Raw genomic sequence first — 15,818 nt, 5'->3', positions numbered from 1 at the left:
CAATGGAATTTGGCAGCATCGGCGTGCCATGGGAGGTCAAGTTCGTGGCCGATCAGCCGCCCGGCACCTTTGAAGGTTACGCCTCGGTATTCGGCAACACCGATTCGGTCGGCGATGTCATCGAGCCCGGAGCCTTCACGGCATCGCTGCTGGAGCGTGAACGGAAGGGCGCAGGCCTCCCGCCGATGTACAAGCTGCACGGCGCGCCGGGGAATGCGGATCCTGACCCGATCGGCATCTGGGAGCACATGGCGGAGGACAGCTCCGGCCTGGCCGTGAAGGGCCGGCTGGTGGGCCTGGATACCGACCGCGGCAAGTGGAACCTCGCCATGGTCCGGGAAGGCGCTTTGCGCGGCCTGTCCATCGGCTTCAAGGCTCGCAGCTTCAAGATGGGCTCGGGGCGCGTCGGAGAGCCACGCCGGCACCTGAAGGCGGTCATGCTCAAGGAGGTCTCCCTGGTGGATGACCCGGCGAACAGCCTGGCCCGCATCTACTCCATGAAGAGCCGCTGGCTCGACATGGCCAGCATCATCGACCCGCGCGCGCTCGAGGAAGAGCTGCGCCGCGAGCTCAAGATTTCGGGCGCCTCTGCCGTGAGGGTGGTTGGCATCCTGAAGCGACACCTGCGCGATGCAGGTGAACAGCCGGAAACGGACCTTCGCGATGAAGGGGCATCGGCAGACATGGTGGGCGCGCTCCAGCGCCTCGCCGCCACCCTGAAGACATGAGGATCTGACGATGGAACCGCAGGAAGTGAAGGCTGCCGTCGAGGCGGTGCTGACCGGCTTCGAAGCCTACAAGGAGACGAACGATCGGCGCCTCGCCGAGATCGAGAAGAAGGGCGCGGCGGACCCGGTGGTGGTCGAGAAGCTCGGCAAGATCGAGCAGACGCTGGCCTCCTATGAGGGCCTGAACCAGCGTCTCACGACCGCCGAACTGAAGGCGCGGCAGGCGGCGGAAGCGGCCGACATGCTCGAGGTCAAGATGGGCCGCCTCGGCGGCGGCGGTGGCCGCGCGGCCGATCCGGTCGAGTTCAAGCGCCGGGTCAACGCCTGGGGGCGCGCCGTCGTCGGCGCCCATACGGTCGGCATCATCAATCTGGGCGAGGATGAACGGAAGGCGCTGTCGCAGGTCCAGGATGAATACAAGGCCCTGGCCATCACCCCGGACACCTCCGGTGGCTACCTGGCGCCGGTCGAGTACGTGCGGGAGATCATCAAGGGCGTGACGGAAGCCACGCCGTTCCGCTCCGCCGTCCGCATCCGCCAAACGGCCATGAAGTCCGTGCAACTCCCGAAGCGCACCGGCCAGTTCGCGGCCCGGCGCACCTCGGAGCAGGGGCCGCGGCCCGAGACCGGCGGGCTCACCTACGGCATGGAGGAGGTGGCGGTCCCCGAGATGTATGCGCTGATCGATATCAGCTCGCAGATGCTCGAGGACGGCGCCTTCGACATGGAGGCCGAGATCCGCATGGAGGCGGAGGAGCAGTTCTCGGTGAAGGAGGGTGCGGAGTTCGTCTCCGGCACCGGCGTCGGTGAGCTGGAGGGCATCCTGACCCCTTCCAGCGTGGCGACCGTGACCTCCGGCGCCGCGACGGCGCTGACGGGCGATGGCCTTCTGCGCCTGTTCTACGGCATCAAGACCGCCTATGCGCGCAACGCGGTGTGGATGATGTCCCGCCTGACCATCGGCGCCGTCCGGCAATTGAAGGACGGAAACGGCCAGTACCTGTGGGCGCCCGGCCTGGCCAATGGCGTGCCGAACACCATCAACGGCGCGAGCTATGTGGAGGCGCCGGACATGCCTGCCGTCGCCGCCGGCACCAAGCCGATTGCCTTCGGTGACTTCCGCCGCGGCTACACGCTGGTCGATCGCATCGCCATGGAGATGCTGCGCGACCCCTACACACAGGCGACCAGCGGCAATGTCCGCTTCATCTTCCGTCGCCGCGTCGGCGGCAAGGTGACCCTGGCCGAGGCCTACGCCACGCAGACGATCGCCGCGACCTGACCTGCGGCTGTTGGCCGTGCGCTGGCGGCGGAAGCCGCCGGCTGCCGGTCCCCCACCCTCATTCGGGAGACATCCCATGTTCACCAGCCTGCTGAAGAACGCCAAGGTCACGCGCATCGCCACGGACGGCGCCGGTGCGGCCAGCGCCACACCCACCAAGGGCACCATCATCGACATGGCCAGCTTCGATGCCGTCATGTTCATCGCCGTCATGGGCAATGTGTTGGACACCTCCCAGGTCGCGCTGCGGGTGGCCGGTTCCGACCTGAACACGTCCGGCAGCATGGCGCTGTTGGCGGGCAGCGCCGGCGGCACCGCAGGGGCCAGCGACTATGACGACAAGCTGGTCATCCTGGATGTGGAAAAGCCGCGCTTCCGGTACCTCGAGGCGCAGCTGTTCCACGTCACGGCCAATGCGCCCTTCGATGCGATCCTGGCCATCCAGTACAACGCGAAGTCGATGCCGGTGACGCAGGGCAGCACCGTCGTCGCCTCCGCCTCCCTCGCCGGCCCGGTCGCCGCCTGATCCGCGCGCCGCGCGCCACCTGAAAGGAGGCCATCGTGAGCTACAACACGCAGAACTATCGGGAGCAGGGCGGCGCCCGCGATGTCATCGGCGGGGAGATCGACATCATCCCCGGCGGCGCACTGAAGGTCGCCGGGCAGAACGTGACCAACGCCATCATGCGGCGCGTCCTGGTCACGGTCACCTCCACCCAGCTCCTGGCCCTGTTTGCGACCCCGCAGACCATCGTCCCGGCACCGGGCGCCGGCCGAGCGCTGGTCTTCGAAGGCGCGGTGCTGCACAAGCCGGCCGGCACCGCCTATGCCGGCATCGCCGCCGGCGAGGACCTCAGCTTCAAATACACGGATGCTTCCGGCGCGGCGGTGGCGGGGGCGGAGACCACCGGCTTCCTGGATCAGGCCACCGCACAGACACGCTATGCCCGGCCGGCCACCGCGGCATCCGGCGTCACGGACATCACCCCGGTCGCCAATGCACCGCTGGTGCTGCACCTGCTGACGGGCGAGATCACCACCGGCAACTCGCCCCTGGTGGTGGAGGTTTTCTACCGCGACATCGCGATGGTCCCGGCCTGATCCATGGCGCACATCGAGCGCCATCAGGTCAGCCTGACCACCGCCGCGGATGGGTCGGTGGTGGGTTTCAGCCCGACCATCACCGGCTTCGTCCAGGCCGTCCGCTACGTGAAGGACGAGGTCAACGGCTTCGCGGATGGGGTCGATTTCGCCCTAACCGCGGAGGCAACCGGGGAGACGATCTGGTCCGAACAGGATGTGAACGCCTCCGCCACTCGCGCGCCGCGCCAGGCGACCCACTCTACGGCCGGCGCAGCCGCGCTGTTCGCTTCAGGCGGCGCTGCCGTTCTTGCGCCGATCGGCATGGCGGCGGACCGCATCCGCATCGCCGTGACGAATGGCGGCAACGCCAAGATCGGCACCTTCATCTTCATCATCGGGTGATCGCACCATGCGCTACCTTGCGCTCCGCATATTCTCCCTCAGCGAGGATGGCGTCCGGATCCGCCCAGTTGCGGTCGGCCACCATGTCGAGGTTCCTGCCGCGTTGGCGGAGGGTTTGCTGCGCGAGGGGTTCATCGGGACACCGCCCGATGCACCGCCGGAGGCCGAAGCCGATCGTCCTTCCGCCCCGGAGGCGGGCGGCGCCCCGGCGGCGGCAGAGACGCCAGCGCCGGCTGAGAACAGCCAGCCCGGCCGGCGCACCCGGCGGTAGGGCGCAATGCAGTCCATCCTCACCATCACAACCCCGGCCGCAGCGGCACAACAGCGCCTCTGCACGTTGGTCGCGCTGAAGTCGGAGCTGGGTATCACGGACACCGCCAGCGACGTCGCCCTGGAGCAGAAGATCGATGAGGCGTCTGGCGCCATCGCGGATTACTGCCAGCGCGTCTTTGCCCAGGAAAGTGCCTCGGAAGCGTTCCGCCTTTCGCAATCCGTCAAATCCCTGTCGCTGTCCCGCTGGCCGGTGAGCGCGATCGCTTCGGTCACCATCGATGGGGCGGCCGTCGATGATGCCGCCTATGAGGTTGACCCTGCGAATGGGTTGCTGTGGCGCATCGATGGTGACCAACGCTCCGCCTGGGCGCACGGTAGGGTGGTTGTGGCCTATACCGCCGGCTACGCGCTTCCGGCCGCCGCGCCTTCTGCGCTGAGCCGGGCCTGCATCCTGCTGGCATCCACCTGGTGGCAGGGGCGCGGGCGTGACGCAACGATCCGGAGCGAGAGCACCGACGGCGTGGACAATGTGAGCTACTTCGACCCGCGAAACGGCGGGGGCGCGCTGCCGTCCGCGGTCACCGACCCGATCGAACGGTACCGAGCGACCGCCGTATGACCGTCGATCGCTCCCTCGCGCGAAGCGGCCAGTCCGCCGTCCTGCGCCGTGTCATCGGCACTGGCGAAGCCCAGACCTTCGCCGATGTCACGCTGCGCACCTTCATCCGCGACTTCGCCCCGGCGGACCTGCCGCAGGGCCTGCCGCAGGGCACGTCAGAGGTCCGCATCAGCAACACGGAGATCTCCGCCGCCGCCTGGCCCGGCCCACCGCGCACGGGCGACCGCCTGATCGCCAATGGCCGCACGCGGGTGGTGGAGGCCTGCGAGACCCGGCGGAAGGGCGAGGCCATCGCCATGCATGTGCTGCAGGTGGTTGGCGGCTGATGGCCCGCGCCCCGTCCTCCCGGGCATTTGAGCGGGTCATCAATCTGGCCATCGCGAAGGTGCAGCCGCCGGAGTTGCAGAAGCTGCACGCGAAGATCGCGCGGGATGGCCTCGCCCAGCACCTGGCGACCGTGCCGTCTCGCCCGAATGTCCGGCGCATCGTGGATGGAAGGCTGGGCGCGGCGGAGGAAAGCGTCCGACCCTTCGGCGTCATCCGCTACGAATTCGATTCGCTCAGGGAGGCCGCGCTGTTCGCACTGGATGAGCTGCGGCGCCTGTCCCCCATCGAGTCCGGCGACTACCGGAAAGCATGGTTCCTGCTCTATCAGGGCAAGCAAGTGACGCCGGAGGCCCTGCCGCCCGATGCGCGGGAGGTCACGGTGACCAACGACCAGCCCTATTCCCGCATGCTCGCCGTGGGGAAGCGCGCCGATGGCCGGCCCTTCAGCCTGCAGAACGTGGCCCCGGGCTACATGGAACTGGCCTGGCAGGCCGTGCGGCAGCGCTTCGGCAACAGCGTCACGATCGCCATTGGCTTCATCCAGTTGGAAGGCGGCTACGTGATGAAGCAGACCTATCGCGACACGCGGCGCGACCGCGCCGGGCAGCAGATCACCTATCCCTCCCTGGTGCTGAGCCTGCGCTGATGGCAGACGCCTACACCGTCTCCGACATCATCGCCGCGCGCCTGACCGCCGCCTGGACGGCGACGCCGCCGGATCGGCTGCGCTTCGATGACAATGGCCCGCTGCTGGACATGTCCAGCCTCGCGCCCTTCTGCCAGGCCGAAACCGCATGGGGTGATGACACCCCATACATCGGCGAGCCGGGCAACCGCCTGAACCGCCTGGATGGCGTGCTGATGCTGCACTTCATGACGCCGCGGCAGGACGGCCCGGCCGCGATCCGCAGCATGCACGCCAATGCCCGCGCCGCGTTGTCCAATGCCGTCTGGCGCGTCAACGCCACCACGCTGCAACTGGAGTTCGGAGATCCGGCCTGGTGGCTCGGCCGGGACTATGTCGGCATCTACATGCAGGCCATCCGCGCCAATCGCGGCCGGCCGGCGGCAGAGGACGGCAGCTACTTCGGGGTGACCGCGGCCATCCCGTTCTACGCGATCTACAGCGATACGCCCTGAGCCTCGGCCGCGGCGGCGCTTCATCCCACCAGACATGATGGAGTTGTGACATGGGTCTCTACCAGACGGGGCGGAATATCGTCGTGGCCTACAAGGCCCGCGCCGCCGGTGCCTATGGCGATGCGGCGGCCGGCGGCGCCGGCGCCGCCGTGTTCCGCCCCTCCACCGGCGGCCTGAACCTGACGAAGGGCGCGATCGAATCCGCCGAGAACCGGCGGGACGGCATGCGGACGCGCGGCCGGCATGGGCAGCACGCGGTGGCCGGGTCCTACCAGGCGGAGCTGAGCGTGGGCAGCTTCGATGATCTGTTCGCGGCGGCGTTCCGCGCCAGCTGGTCCGCGGCGGTCACCATCACCCAGGCGACGGCGGGCATGTCCACTGCCACGCTGTCCTGCACCACCAGTGCCATCACCGCCTCCGCCGGGTCCTGGATCACCTCCGGCCTTCGCGTCGGCGATGTCATCGTGTTCTCCACCGGCCTGACCGGGAACACGAACAGGAATCTGCGCGTGGTGGGGCTGACCGCCACCGTCATCACGGTGGCGGAGACGCTGGCGGCCGTTGCCGGCCCGGTCTCCACCTGGTCGGTCTCGGTGCGGCGCAAGCTGATCCAGTCCCCCACCCTGGCCGAGACGGATTTCTCCTTCGAGGAGCATGAGCTGGACATCGACGCCTCGGAGCGGTTCGACGGCGTGCGGGTGACGGGCTTCAGCCTGGAGATGGCGCCCAACAGCATCATCACCGCGACCTTCAACCTGATCGGGCAGAAGATGACGGTGCTCGGCAACGCGGAAGCGCCCTACTTCACCGCCCCGACAGCCTCGGTGACGCTGCCGCTGTCCGTGGTTGATGCCTCCATCCGGCTCGGCACGGAGAACCTGGTGGACCTGACCGGCTTCAGCCTGAACTACGACCTGAATGCCGGCCCGACGGAGGTGATCGCCAGCCGCTTCACGCCGGACGTCTTCACCAACCAGGCGACCGTCACCGGCTCCATCACCGGCCTGCGGAAGAACCTGAACCAGGTGACCAGCTTCCTGAACGAGGACCAGATCGCGCTGCACGTTCTGTGCGCGGAGAATGAGGCCGAGCCGAAGGACTTCTTCAGCCTGTCCATCACCAACCTGACCCTTGGCGGGGCGAACAAATCCGCCCTCGGCGCGGATGGGCCGCGAACCCAGGAGCTGCCGATCATGGTCGGCATCGATGAGGCGGGCGGCGCCTTCGATGCGACGATGTTGAAGCTCGTTCGCAGCAACGCCTGAGGGGCATTCCATGGACCATGTGACCAGGATCAACACCGCCGCGGCCGCGCTGGCCGATGCGATCTTCGGCGCCCGCGCGGCCGGTTACCGGGTGCAGTTCCCGGACCACACCCTGCGCGCCATTCCGATCAGCGAGACCGGACGGGTAGCGCAGCCGGCGCCGGCCTCCGTGCAGCCCGATGTGGCGCTGATCGGCAAGGCCAAGCCCGCCGAGACCAAGGCCGGCTGAGGCCACCAGAACCCGGCCGAACACCGGGTTGCGCGTTCACGCGCGCGTGCAACGGGGCGGGCATGTCGGTGCCCGCCCCACCACCCTCCCGACAGAGGACAGACCATGGACAGCTTCGATATCGCCGACATCGTGGTGGAGGACGTCTCTACCCTCACGATCCGCCACCCGCAGACCAACGCCCCCACCACCTGGCAGATGCAGATCGCCGGCCCCGGCCATCCTGTCACCCTCGCGTTGCAGAACGAGGTGGCGCGGGAACAGCTGCAGGAACAGCGCGCCATCGAACAGGCTCGCGCCAATGGCCGCAAATACAAGGCGCCGGAGACGGATCCGGAGGAGGATCGCGCGCGCAGCATGAACCGCGTGGCGCGGCGCATCGTCGGTTGGACCGATGTGAGCCTGAACGGCCAGCCCTTCCCCTATTCGGCGGAGAATGCGGCGGCCATCATGACCGATCCGAAGCGCGGGTGGATCGCCACCCAGGTGCTGGACTTCTTCGGCGCCGACGCGGCTTTTATCAAGCGCTCCGCGAAGACCTGATCGCCTTCGCGGAGCATGAGTTCGGCCTGTGGGTGCCGGACAAGGCCGGGGTTTCGGCGCGGGAGACGTTGCAGGGCCTTCTGTCCCGGAACCTGAGCGACAAGGCGAGGGCGGAGGTGGAGGCGGACCTCTACGGCCCGCCCCTTCCACCCGCCGCGGCATACCTCTGGGAATGGTTCCTGGAACTGCACGAGGCCCGCGGCGCCGGCGGCATGGGCGGCCCGGCCGCCATCACCTACCAGGATATCCAGGCCTGGACCGGCCTGCGCGGCATCCGCCTGGCGCCCTGGGAGACCAGCGTGCTGACGATGCTGGACCGGGTGTTTCGGCAGGCGATGGCGAAGGGTGCGGGCGGTTAGGGCGCGGTGTAGCGGCGGATGCGGGCGAAGGAGGCCATGCAGTCTTCGTAGTAGCGGTCCTGCCGCGTGGAATAGCCCAGCAGGCTGCCGGCAAGAAGTTCATCAAGCGGCGCGCTGCGGATGTAGATGTTGCTGGCGAAGTCTCGGCAGTATTCGTGGGATCGCTGGAACTCATCCCGACCAGTGCTGGCCGGTGCCGGGGGGCCGCTCATCCGGTCTGTGTATCCTGGGTCTAGCGCGGCCGAGCGCGCATTGACGCTTCGGGCGGGGTTCAGTGCGGGATTTGGAATGAATGGCCCGCCTTCGCGCGCCGGGCCGCCTTGCAAACGCTCTGCTGCTGCGAGATTCCTATCCCATACCGCGCGGACATCTGCATCGGTCATCGGCTGTGCGCAGCCGCAGACGAGAACCAGAATTAGGACAGAAGCCCTCATCGCTCGAACTCTCCATCGTTCCGGAGAGAGTATCAGTCCAGATCGTTGTCGCGCGAGGCCTTCTGAGCGTCTTGCTCTCGAACCCACTTTTCGATGGCCAGCGTCATCTGACGGTGAAGCGCGCGAACCTCCTCGAAGGACGGATCGTCGCCAACCTCCTTCGGCTCAGCGGGGTACGCCTTGGACAGGGTGTGGACGATCTCCGCGTTCATGGATCGGCCGGAAGCCTTGGCTGCATCGGCAATGCGGTCCTTCAGCTCCGGCGGCAACCGGATACGCATCATGGGGTCATCAGCAGCCATGGCCCATCATGGGACATATTTCGCTTGACCGAAATGGCCCATCGTGGTCCATGGACCATAGTGGGCCATGAAGAGGGGTGGTGCAGATGGCAGGCCGAGGTGATTCACAGTTCAAGGTCAGGATCAGTCGTGAGCTTGATGAATGGATCGAGGGGCAAGCGAAGGAGAACCGCCGAAGCAAGACGGCCGAAATCGAGTTTCGGTTGATCCAGGCTTGGCGTTGTGCGGAGGGCCGTTCGCCGGTTCCGGCAGGCGGCGGGTCGGCGGCAGGGCGTGGCCTGGAAAGCTAACCCCGCCGCCGACTGAAACCACCGACCGGGAAGCCCTGGCAGGGGCCGCACCGGTCAACATCAATCCCGATGGAGTAAATCGGAAATGAGCGACTATAATGTAGGGCATTTGCTGCCCGTTTCCAACGCAAAGATCGGCGAAGCCGCGGTGCAGACCGTGGACGGCCGCACGCTGCACGCCTTCCTGAAGGTCGGGAAGGACTTCACGACATGGATGAAGGACCGGATCGCCACCTATGGGTTTGCGGAAGGTCTGGATTACGTGACTGACCTTCTCCCCAATTTCGGGGAAAAGGGTCATGGTCGCCCCTCCAAGGCGTATCACCTCTCACTCGACATGGCGAAGGAGCTCGCCATGGTGGAGCGGAACGCGGAAGGGCGCCGGGCGCGGCTCTACTTCATCGAGTGCGAGCGGCGCGCGAAGGCACCGCCAGTACGGGCGGTGATGACGGATGAGGAGGTGATGGCACGCGGCCTTCTGGTCGCCAGCCGCCGGGTGGAAGAACTGGCGGCGAAGGTCGCCAACCTGACGCCGAAGGCGGAGGCGTTGGACCGCATCGCCACCGCGGATGGAAGCCTTTCCATCACGGAAACCGCGAAGGCGTTGCAGGTTCGGCCAAAGGACCTGTTCGCCTGGCTCCAGCAAAATGGCTGGATCTACAAGCGGCCCGGCGGCGCCGCTTTCCTCGGATACCAGTCGCGCATCACCTCCGGATTAGTCGAGCACAAGGTTACGGAAGTGAGCCGGTCGGATGGGTCATCCAAGGTGGTGGAGCAGGTTCGCATCACGCCGAAGGGTCTGACCAAGCTGGCGGGCCAGATGCCGGGCGCGGCGCTGGATGCATCGGTATCGTCTGCCGGCGCCCTGGCTGCGGTGACGGGGAGCGCGCACTGATGCGCGGCATGTCTCGCCGGGGCGCGCTGGGCGCGTCTCTGGCAGCCAGTGTGGCTGGCATGCCGACCGCGGCGGCGCGGGACCAGGACGCAGGCCTCGTCGCCATGTGCGCCGAACATGCCGAGGCCCTTGAGCGCTACAACCGCCTCGGAGGTCGCGTGGAGGTGGAAGAGTGCCCGCTGGCGCTGCGATACATGGCAGCCTGTGATGCGCTGGATGAGGCAAAGCCGAAGACGATGATCGGTGTCTTGGCGCTTGCAGCTGCCGCGCATCGCGAAGCGCGCTCCGGTCGGCGCGATGATGACCTGACATGGGATGGCCCCGCCGCGGAATGGGCCGGCGAAATCGCCACCGCGTTGCTGCGGCTGCACGGCATCTGATCCGCCCGCCGGTACGCGGCGGGGGCAAATTCTCAGTAGAAGGCGCGGGCTGACCGGCAATCGGTCGGCCCGCCGCGCGTGGAAGGCATCACCTCATGAGCGGATCGCAAGCCGTCACCGCGCTCGTCTTCGATGCTTCGGCCGCTGCCACCGGCGCCGCGCAGTTCGACGCCGCCGGCAAGCGGATCATCGATGCGAACCAGGGCGTGGTCACCGCGACCACCCGCACGCAAAGCTCCATGTCCAATCTGGACCGGGCACTCGGCCGCCTTCAGCAGCAGTTGGACCCCGCTGCGGCGGCAAAGCAGCGCCTGACGCGGCAGCAGGAGCTGTTGGACCGCGCGCTACAGCGCGGCCGGCTCACCTCCGAACAGCACGCGCGCAGCGTCGCCCTCGCCACCGGCCAGTACGACCGCGCCACCGCAGCGGCCGCCCGTGCCGCCGCAGGTGCCGCAGCCCTTTCCTCGGCCAACGACAACGCGGCGCGCGGCCTCGGGCGGATCGAAAACGCCGCGCAGGCCGCGCTGATGCCGGTCACCGCCATGGGGTCCCGCCTTGGCGTGGTGGGTCCGGTGCTGTCGGCGCTCGGCCCGGCCGGCGCCGCGGCAGCCGTGGGCCTGGGCGTGCTCGCCGCCGGCTTCGGCGCATCCCTCCGCGCGGCCGAGCAGTTCGAGCGGCTGAGCCTGCGGACGGATGCCATCATCCGCGCCACCGGCGCGACGGCCGGGCTGACCGGCCAGCAGATCCGGGACATCGCGCAGGACCTTGCCGCGACCACGCTCGCCAGCACGCGCGGGGTGGAGGAAGCGGCGCAGCAGCTCCTCACCTTCCGCTCCATCTCCGGCGACACCTTCGGCCGCACCCTGCGCGCGGCGCAGGATCTGGCCGCCACCGGCTTCGGCACGCTTGGCTCCAGCGCCGTCCAGCTCGGCAAGGCGCTGGAAGACCCGGTGCGCGGCGTGTCCGCGCTGGCTGAAGTCGGTGTGTCCTTCACCTCCTCGCAGCGCGCCATGATCAAGTCCTTGGTCGAGGCGGGCGAGGCGGCTGAGGCGCAGCGGCTGATCCTGGCTGCGGTCGAGGCGCAGGTCGGCGGCGCCGGGCGGGCAGAGGCCGGCGGCCTGGCCGGCGCCTATGACACGCTCGGCCAGAACGTCGAGAACTTCCTGACCCAGGTCGGCAACCTCGGCCCGTTGCAGTTGGCCACCGGCGCCATCAGCGCCCTGGCCGCCGTGGTTGGCGCGCTGAACGATGGCCTCACCGCGCTGCGCCGCGTCTACACCCCGGCCGAGTTGGCGCAGCGGGCGGTGGGCGACGCGCAGGCGCGGGTGGATGCCGTGCGCGCGCAGATCGCGGCGGCGGAAGCGGGCGTGCTGCCCACCGGCCGCCGCGGCAGCCTCGGCGCCGCGGCGGGACAGATCGCGGCCGGGCAGACCGGAAGCGACCGCATTGCGGAACTGCGCCAGGCGCTGGCAGAGGCGGAGCGCATTTCCAGCGACGCGCAGGCGCGCATGGCCGAAGAAGTGGCGCGCGGCCAGGAGGAACAGAACCGCATCGCGGCCGAAGGCGCCGCAACGCGGGCGCAGATGGAAAAGGATGCGGCGGAGGCCGCGCTTCAGGCGCAGCGCGTCGCCAATGATCGGCGCCTGCAGCTTCAGCAGGTGTACGAACAGGAGGCGTCGGTGATCCGCCGTGCGGAACGCGCGGGAGTCATCAACGCCACACAGGCGCAGGCGGACCTGGCGGCGGCGGAGGCCCGGCGCAATGCGGGCCTGGCCCGGCTGACGGAAACCACGAACCGCGCCACAGGTGCGCAGCGCGCGCTGAATCGGGAGCTGGTCTATGAATGGGCCAGCGATCCGCGGCAGACCGTGTTCCCCTCCGCAGATGTAAATGCGGCGGAGGATCGCGAGATCGCGCGCGCCGAGCGTGTCGCCACTGAGGCGGCCGCGGCACGCACCAGGGCAGAGACCGAAGCCCTGCGAGAGATCGAGGGCAAGAACAAGCGGACCACGGACGACATCGTCCGATACGGCGCAGATGCCTTCGCCGACATGTTCTCGAAGAACAACCGCGGCTTTTCCGACCTGATGCGCAACTTCCAGACCGCGGCCCGGCAGACCTTCGCGCGCATGAGCGCGGAGGCCGTGATCCGCCCGATCATCGAGCCGGTTGTGGGGCAGGTTGGGAGCGCGGGCGGGGGCGATCTGCTTGGCGGTCTGGGAAATCTGAGCGGCCTTAGCAAATTGCTCCCCAGTGGCGGCTTGGGTGGGATGATTGGCGGCATCGATAGCTATGCCGCGAGCCTTGCGCCATCCTTGTTCACCAGCGCTGGCGGCGCCAATCTGGCGAACGCCGCCAGCCTGGCGGCTACGACGCCGGAGGCTCTGCTGGCCGCGCTGCCGGCTGGGCCATCCTCCGCAATGGGTGTGAGTTTCTCGGGCGCCCTGGGCGGAATAGGCCTTGGCTTCGGCGCCGGTACGCTGCTGAACGGGATGCTCGGCGGCAACCAGACCGGCGGCATGGTCGGCAGCGGCGCGGGTGCCCTCGCCGGCACGCTGGCGGCGGCCGGCGGCTTCTTGGGGCCGCTTGGATTGATTGGCGGCGGTCTCCTTGGGGGCGTGCTGGGCGGCGGCCTCGGCGGCATGTTCGGCCCCGGCCCCAAAACCAACGCCCACGGCTTCGACATCCGCGCCGAAGGCGGCCAGTTCTCTCTCGGCAGCATGGGCAGCACCGGCAACGGCAATGGCGGGGCGGAGGCCTATGCCGCGGCCGCGCAGGCGTTCGGCGCTATCAACGCGCTGATCGCCTCCGCCGGCGTCTCTGCCTACGGCGGGAGCAACATTGCTGCCGGCGGGAATGTGAATCCACTAGCCAGGGGGACAGTTGGCGGCGCCCTGGCGGATTTCCGCTTCGACGCGAACGACAGTCGCCTCAACGCCGCCGTCTCCGGCCGCCCGTTTGATTCGGTGGAAGCCCTGGCCACCACCATCCAGGAAGCGCAGGCGCTGATCGCGGTGCTGGACACCCTGGCCACGCCCATCAGCGATTTCCAGGGCGCGCTGAACCAGGCTGTCGCGCCCGTGAACCAGATGATCCAGGCCGCCCAGCGCCTGGGCTTTGGTGAGGCGGAACTGCTGGCGGAGCGGGAGCGCATCGTCCAGGCCATGGTTGCGCTGCGCGACACCGAAGTCGCAGTGTCCCGCGCCGAGATCGCGGAAATGCAGGCGCGCGCCGAAGGCCGGACTGCCTCCGCGGATATGGCGCAGGCGCAGCGGGAGGCCAATGCACAGATCGAGACCTATCGCGACCGGCTGAAAGGCCTGGGCCTGACCCTTGATCAGACCCAACCGCACGTCGCCGCGCTCACGGCCGCTCTGGTGGCGCAGCAGCAAGCGGCCACTGCCGCGCTCGAGGCGCAGCGCCGCATACTGAACCAGAACGGCGACCTGCGGTACTTCGAGGCTCTGGCCGGCTTCACCGGCAATTCGGCCGACGCCGAATTGGCGGAATTTGCCGGGCAGCAGATCCGTGCGGAGGCCGAGATGGAGGCCCTGACGGCGGAGCTGAAGGCGCTTGGCCTCGGTGCCGAAGTCACTGCCATCCGCCTGAAGCGCCTGGCTGAAGCGCAAGACCTGGATCGGCGCGCGATCATCAACAAATATGAGGCCCTCCGCACCGCGGCAGCGCAGGCCCTGGATGATCGCCTGTTCGCCGCCACCGCAGACACCTCCACCCAGGCAACCGCGCTGGCGGCGCAGGAACGGCAGCAGGCGCGGGAGCGGGTGGAGGCGGCACGGGTCGGCCTGGTCAGCCTGACGCAGCTGGAAGCGGTGCACGCGGCGGAGCGGGCTTTGGTGATCAAGCGCTTCGCGGAACAGGAACGGCAGGCCATCATCTCTGCCGGCGGGTCCATCCGCGCCTATATCGACGGCCTCCGCACTGGCGAAGCTGGCGGCGCCTCGCCGGAGGATCGCCTGGCCGCGTCGCAGGCTGCCTTCGGGCAAGACCTGACCTTGGCCCGCGGCGGCGACCGGGACGCCCTTGCCCGCATCACCCAGTCGGCGGACGCGCTGCTGCAATCCGGCCAGGCCATGTTCGCTTCCGGCGGCGAGTTCCAGGCCCTGCGGGACATGGTGATATCCTCCCTCGAAGCCCTGCCGGCCGTCAAATCCTACGACCAGCTGATCTACGAGGAACTGCTGGCGCTCGGCGGGGTCATCCAGGTGGAAGTGGAGATGGCCGCGGAACTGGCGCTGCGGGCGGACATCGATGCTGCCCTGGCGCTGATCGATACCAGTGCCGCCACGCCGCGCGCGAAGGCGGAGGCGGAGGCGGCGCTGAGCCAGATCCGCGGTGTGCTGGATGCCATCTCCGTGCCAGACGCTACCACGTCGGCTGTGCTGAACGGTGCCGCGCGGGCTTTGTCCGCCATCACCGGAGCAATTGCCGCGATCACCGTCGCGCCCGGCGTGACCGATGCCGTCCGGGCCGAGGCAATCGCGCGCCTCGCCACCATCACCGGCGCCGTCTCGGCCATCACCATGGCGCCGGCGGTGCCGGAGGCGGTGCGCGTCTCGGCCAGTGCGGCGCTCGCCAGCATCGCGGGCGCGGTGTCCGGCATCGCGGTCGCGTCCGCCGTGACCAATGCCACGCGCCTGGCGGCGAACGCCGCTCTGGACAACATCATCGGCGTCGTGTCGCTGATCAGCATGGCGCCGGCGGTGCCGGCCCTGGTGCGGGAGCGGGCAAATGCAGCGCTGGCCAGCATCTCGGGCAATGTGGCCAGCATCGCCCTGGCCGCCGGCGTGACAGAGGCTGTGAAGGCGGAAGCCATCACCCGCCTGTCCACCATCACTGGCGCGGTGTCCGCCATCAGCATGGCCGCAGCGGTGCCGGAGGGGGTGCGCGTCTCAGCAACCGCCGCGCTCGCCAGCATCTCCGGCGCCGTTGCCTCCATCGCCGTCGCGTCCGGCGTGACCAATGCGACCCGTCTGGCAGCGAATGCCGCGCTGGATAACATCATCGGTGTCGTTTCACTGCTGAGCATGAACCCGGCGGTCCCGGCCGCGGCGCGGGAGCGGGCGAATGCCGCGCTCGCGAGCATCGCCGGCAACCTTGCCAGCATCGCCCTGGCCGCGGGTGTGACCGATGCCGTTCGGGCCGAGGCCATCACGCGCCTCGCCACCATCACCGGCGCCGTCTCGGCCATCACCATGGCGCCGGCGGTGCCGGAGGCGGTGCGCGTCTCGGCCAGCGCGGCGCTCGCG

At 68.7% G+C, this 15,818-nt stretch carries 19 protein-coding genes and 1 pseudogene; 18 read left to right on the top strand and 2 right to left on the bottom strand.

Annotation, left to right across the window (positions count from 1 at the left end; genetic code table 11):
* Nucleotides 1-2 precede the first annotated feature (2 nt).
* The 14 genes from Q8S40_RS17940 (at nucleotide 3) to Q8S40_RS17875 (ending at nucleotide 8,250) form a co-directional block, all read left to right on the top strand.
* Nucleotides 3-728, top strand: coding sequence for an HK97 family phage prohead protease (locus tag Q8S40_RS17940; protein ID WP_305671461.1), 726 nt, complete (start codon nucleotides 3-5; stop codon nucleotides 726-728).
* 10 nt (nucleotides 729-738) lie between these two features.
* Nucleotides 739-2,010: a phage major capsid protein gene (locus tag Q8S40_RS17935; protein WP_305671460.1), complete on the top strand. Its 1,272-nt coding sequence runs from the start codon at nucleotides 739-741 to the stop codon at nucleotides 2,008-2,010.
* Nucleotides 2,011-2,086: 76 nt separating this feature from the next.
* Complete coding sequence (locus Q8S40_RS17930) at nucleotides 2,087-2,536, top strand: hypothetical protein (RefSeq protein WP_305671459.1); 450 nt, start codon at nucleotides 2,087-2,089, stop codon at nucleotides 2,534-2,536.
* A 35-nt stretch (nucleotides 2,537-2,571) separates the two neighbouring features.
* Nucleotides 2,572-3,111 (top strand): hypothetical protein, encoded by a 540-nt coding sequence (locus Q8S40_RS17925; RefSeq protein ID WP_305671458.1) that lies wholly within the window; start codon nucleotides 2,572-2,574, stop codon nucleotides 3,109-3,111.
* Between the two features lie 3 nt (nucleotides 3,112-3,114).
* Nucleotides 3,115-3,495 (top strand): hypothetical protein, encoded by a 381-nt coding sequence (locus Q8S40_RS17920; protein WP_305671457.1) that lies wholly within the window; start codon nucleotides 3,115-3,117, stop codon nucleotides 3,493-3,495.
* A 7-nt stretch (nucleotides 3,496-3,502) separates the two neighbouring features.
* Nucleotides 3,503-3,766: a hypothetical protein gene (locus tag Q8S40_RS17915; protein ID WP_305671456.1), complete on the top strand. Its 264-nt coding sequence runs from the start codon at nucleotides 3,503-3,505 to the stop codon at nucleotides 3,764-3,766.
* A gap of 6 nt (nucleotides 3,767-3,772) precedes the next feature.
* Complete coding sequence (locus Q8S40_RS17910; RefSeq protein ID WP_305671455.1) at nucleotides 3,773-4,387, top strand: phage head-tail connector protein; 615 nt, start codon at nucleotides 3,773-3,775, stop codon at nucleotides 4,385-4,387.
* The gene (locus Q8S40_RS17905; protein ID WP_305671454.1) at nucleotides 4,384-4,713 is read left to right on the top strand and encodes a hypothetical protein; all 330 of its coding nucleotides are present in this window, start codon (nucleotides 4,384-4,386) and stop codon (nucleotides 4,711-4,713) included. Before Q8S40_RS17910 ends, Q8S40_RS17905 begins: the two co-directional genes overlap by 4 nt.
* The gene (locus Q8S40_RS17900) at nucleotides 4,713-5,360 is read left to right on the top strand and encodes a hypothetical protein (protein ID WP_305671453.1); all 648 of its coding nucleotides are present in this window, start codon (nucleotides 4,713-4,715) and stop codon (nucleotides 5,358-5,360) included. Before Q8S40_RS17905 ends, Q8S40_RS17900 begins: the two co-directional genes overlap by 1 nt.
* The gene (locus tag Q8S40_RS17895) at nucleotides 5,360-5,854 is read left to right on the top strand and encodes a hypothetical protein (protein ID WP_305671452.1); all 495 of its coding nucleotides are present in this window, start codon (nucleotides 5,360-5,362) and stop codon (nucleotides 5,852-5,854) included. Before Q8S40_RS17900 ends, Q8S40_RS17895 begins: the two co-directional genes overlap by 1 nt.
* Before the next feature lie 50 nt (nucleotides 5,855-5,904).
* Entirely contained in the window at nucleotides 5,905-7,119 is a 1,215-nt protein-coding gene (locus Q8S40_RS17890; RefSeq protein ID WP_305671451.1) for a phage tail tube protein, read from the top strand.
* Nucleotides 7,120-7,129: 10 nt separating this feature from the next.
* Nucleotides 7,130-7,348, top strand: a complete 219-nt coding sequence (locus tag Q8S40_RS17885; RefSeq protein ID WP_305671450.1) for a hypothetical protein — start codon at nucleotides 7,130-7,132, stop codon at nucleotides 7,346-7,348.
* Nucleotides 7,349-7,453: 105 nt separating this feature from the next.
* Complete coding sequence (locus tag Q8S40_RS17880) at nucleotides 7,454-7,891, top strand: hypothetical protein (RefSeq protein ID WP_305671449.1); 438 nt, start codon at nucleotides 7,454-7,456, stop codon at nucleotides 7,889-7,891.
* Nucleotides 7,892-7,923: 32 nt separating this feature from the next.
* Complete coding sequence (locus tag Q8S40_RS17875; RefSeq protein WP_305671448.1) at nucleotides 7,924-8,250, top strand: hypothetical protein; 327 nt, start codon at nucleotides 7,924-7,926, stop codon at nucleotides 8,248-8,250.
* Here the strand turns inward: Q8S40_RS17875 and Q8S40_RS17870 are convergent.
* Together Q8S40_RS17870 and Q8S40_RS17865 are read right to left on the bottom strand one after the other, a co-directional pair.
* Entirely contained in the window at nucleotides 8,247-8,462 is a 216-nt protein-coding gene (locus Q8S40_RS17870) for a hypothetical protein (protein WP_305671447.1), read from the bottom strand. The two genes, Q8S40_RS17875 and Q8S40_RS17870, sit on opposite strands and share 4 nt — an antisense overlap.
* A gap of 254 nt (nucleotides 8,463-8,716) precedes the next feature.
* On the bottom strand, nucleotides 8,717-8,986 hold the full coding sequence (locus Q8S40_RS17865; protein WP_305671446.1) for an Arc family DNA-binding protein: 270 nt from the start codon (nucleotides 8,984-8,986) through the stop codon (nucleotides 8,717-8,719).
* 86 nt (nucleotides 8,987-9,072) lie between these two features.
* On the opposite strand from Q8S40_RS17865, the gene Q8S40_RS25200 reads away from it, so the two are divergent.
* The 4 genes and pseudogenes from Q8S40_RS25200 to Q8S40_RS17850 all read left to right on the top strand — a co-directional run.
* Nucleotides 9,073-9,276 (top strand): Arc family DNA-binding protein, encoded by a 204-nt coding sequence (locus Q8S40_RS25200; protein WP_371136858.1) that lies wholly within the window; start codon nucleotides 9,073-9,075, stop codon nucleotides 9,274-9,276.
* Between the two features lie 85 nt (nucleotides 9,277-9,361).
* Nucleotides 9,362-10,171: a phage antirepressor KilAC domain-containing protein gene (locus tag Q8S40_RS17860; protein WP_305671445.1), complete on the top strand. Its 810-nt coding sequence runs from the start codon at nucleotides 9,362-9,364 to the stop codon at nucleotides 10,169-10,171.
* Nucleotides 10,171-10,551 carry a hypothetical protein gene (locus Q8S40_RS17855; protein WP_305671444.1) on the top strand — a complete coding sequence of 127 codons (381 nt, stop codon included), beginning with the start codon at nucleotides 10,171-10,173 and terminating at the stop codon, nucleotides 10,549-10,551. The genes Q8S40_RS17860 and Q8S40_RS17855 overlap by 1 nt, the downstream gene beginning before the upstream one ends.
* A 95-nt stretch (nucleotides 10,552-10,646) precedes the next feature.
* Nucleotides 10,647-15,818, top strand: a pseudogene (locus Q8S40_RS17850) (hypothetical protein); the annotation flags it as partial.

Origin of the sequence: Falsiroseomonas sp., assembly GCF_030695085.1 — a bacterium.
Lineage (GTDB): Bacteria > Pseudomonadota > Alphaproteobacteria > Acetobacterales > Acetobacteraceae > Falsiroseomonas.
This window is presented reverse-complemented; position numbering and strand designations above follow the sequence as displayed.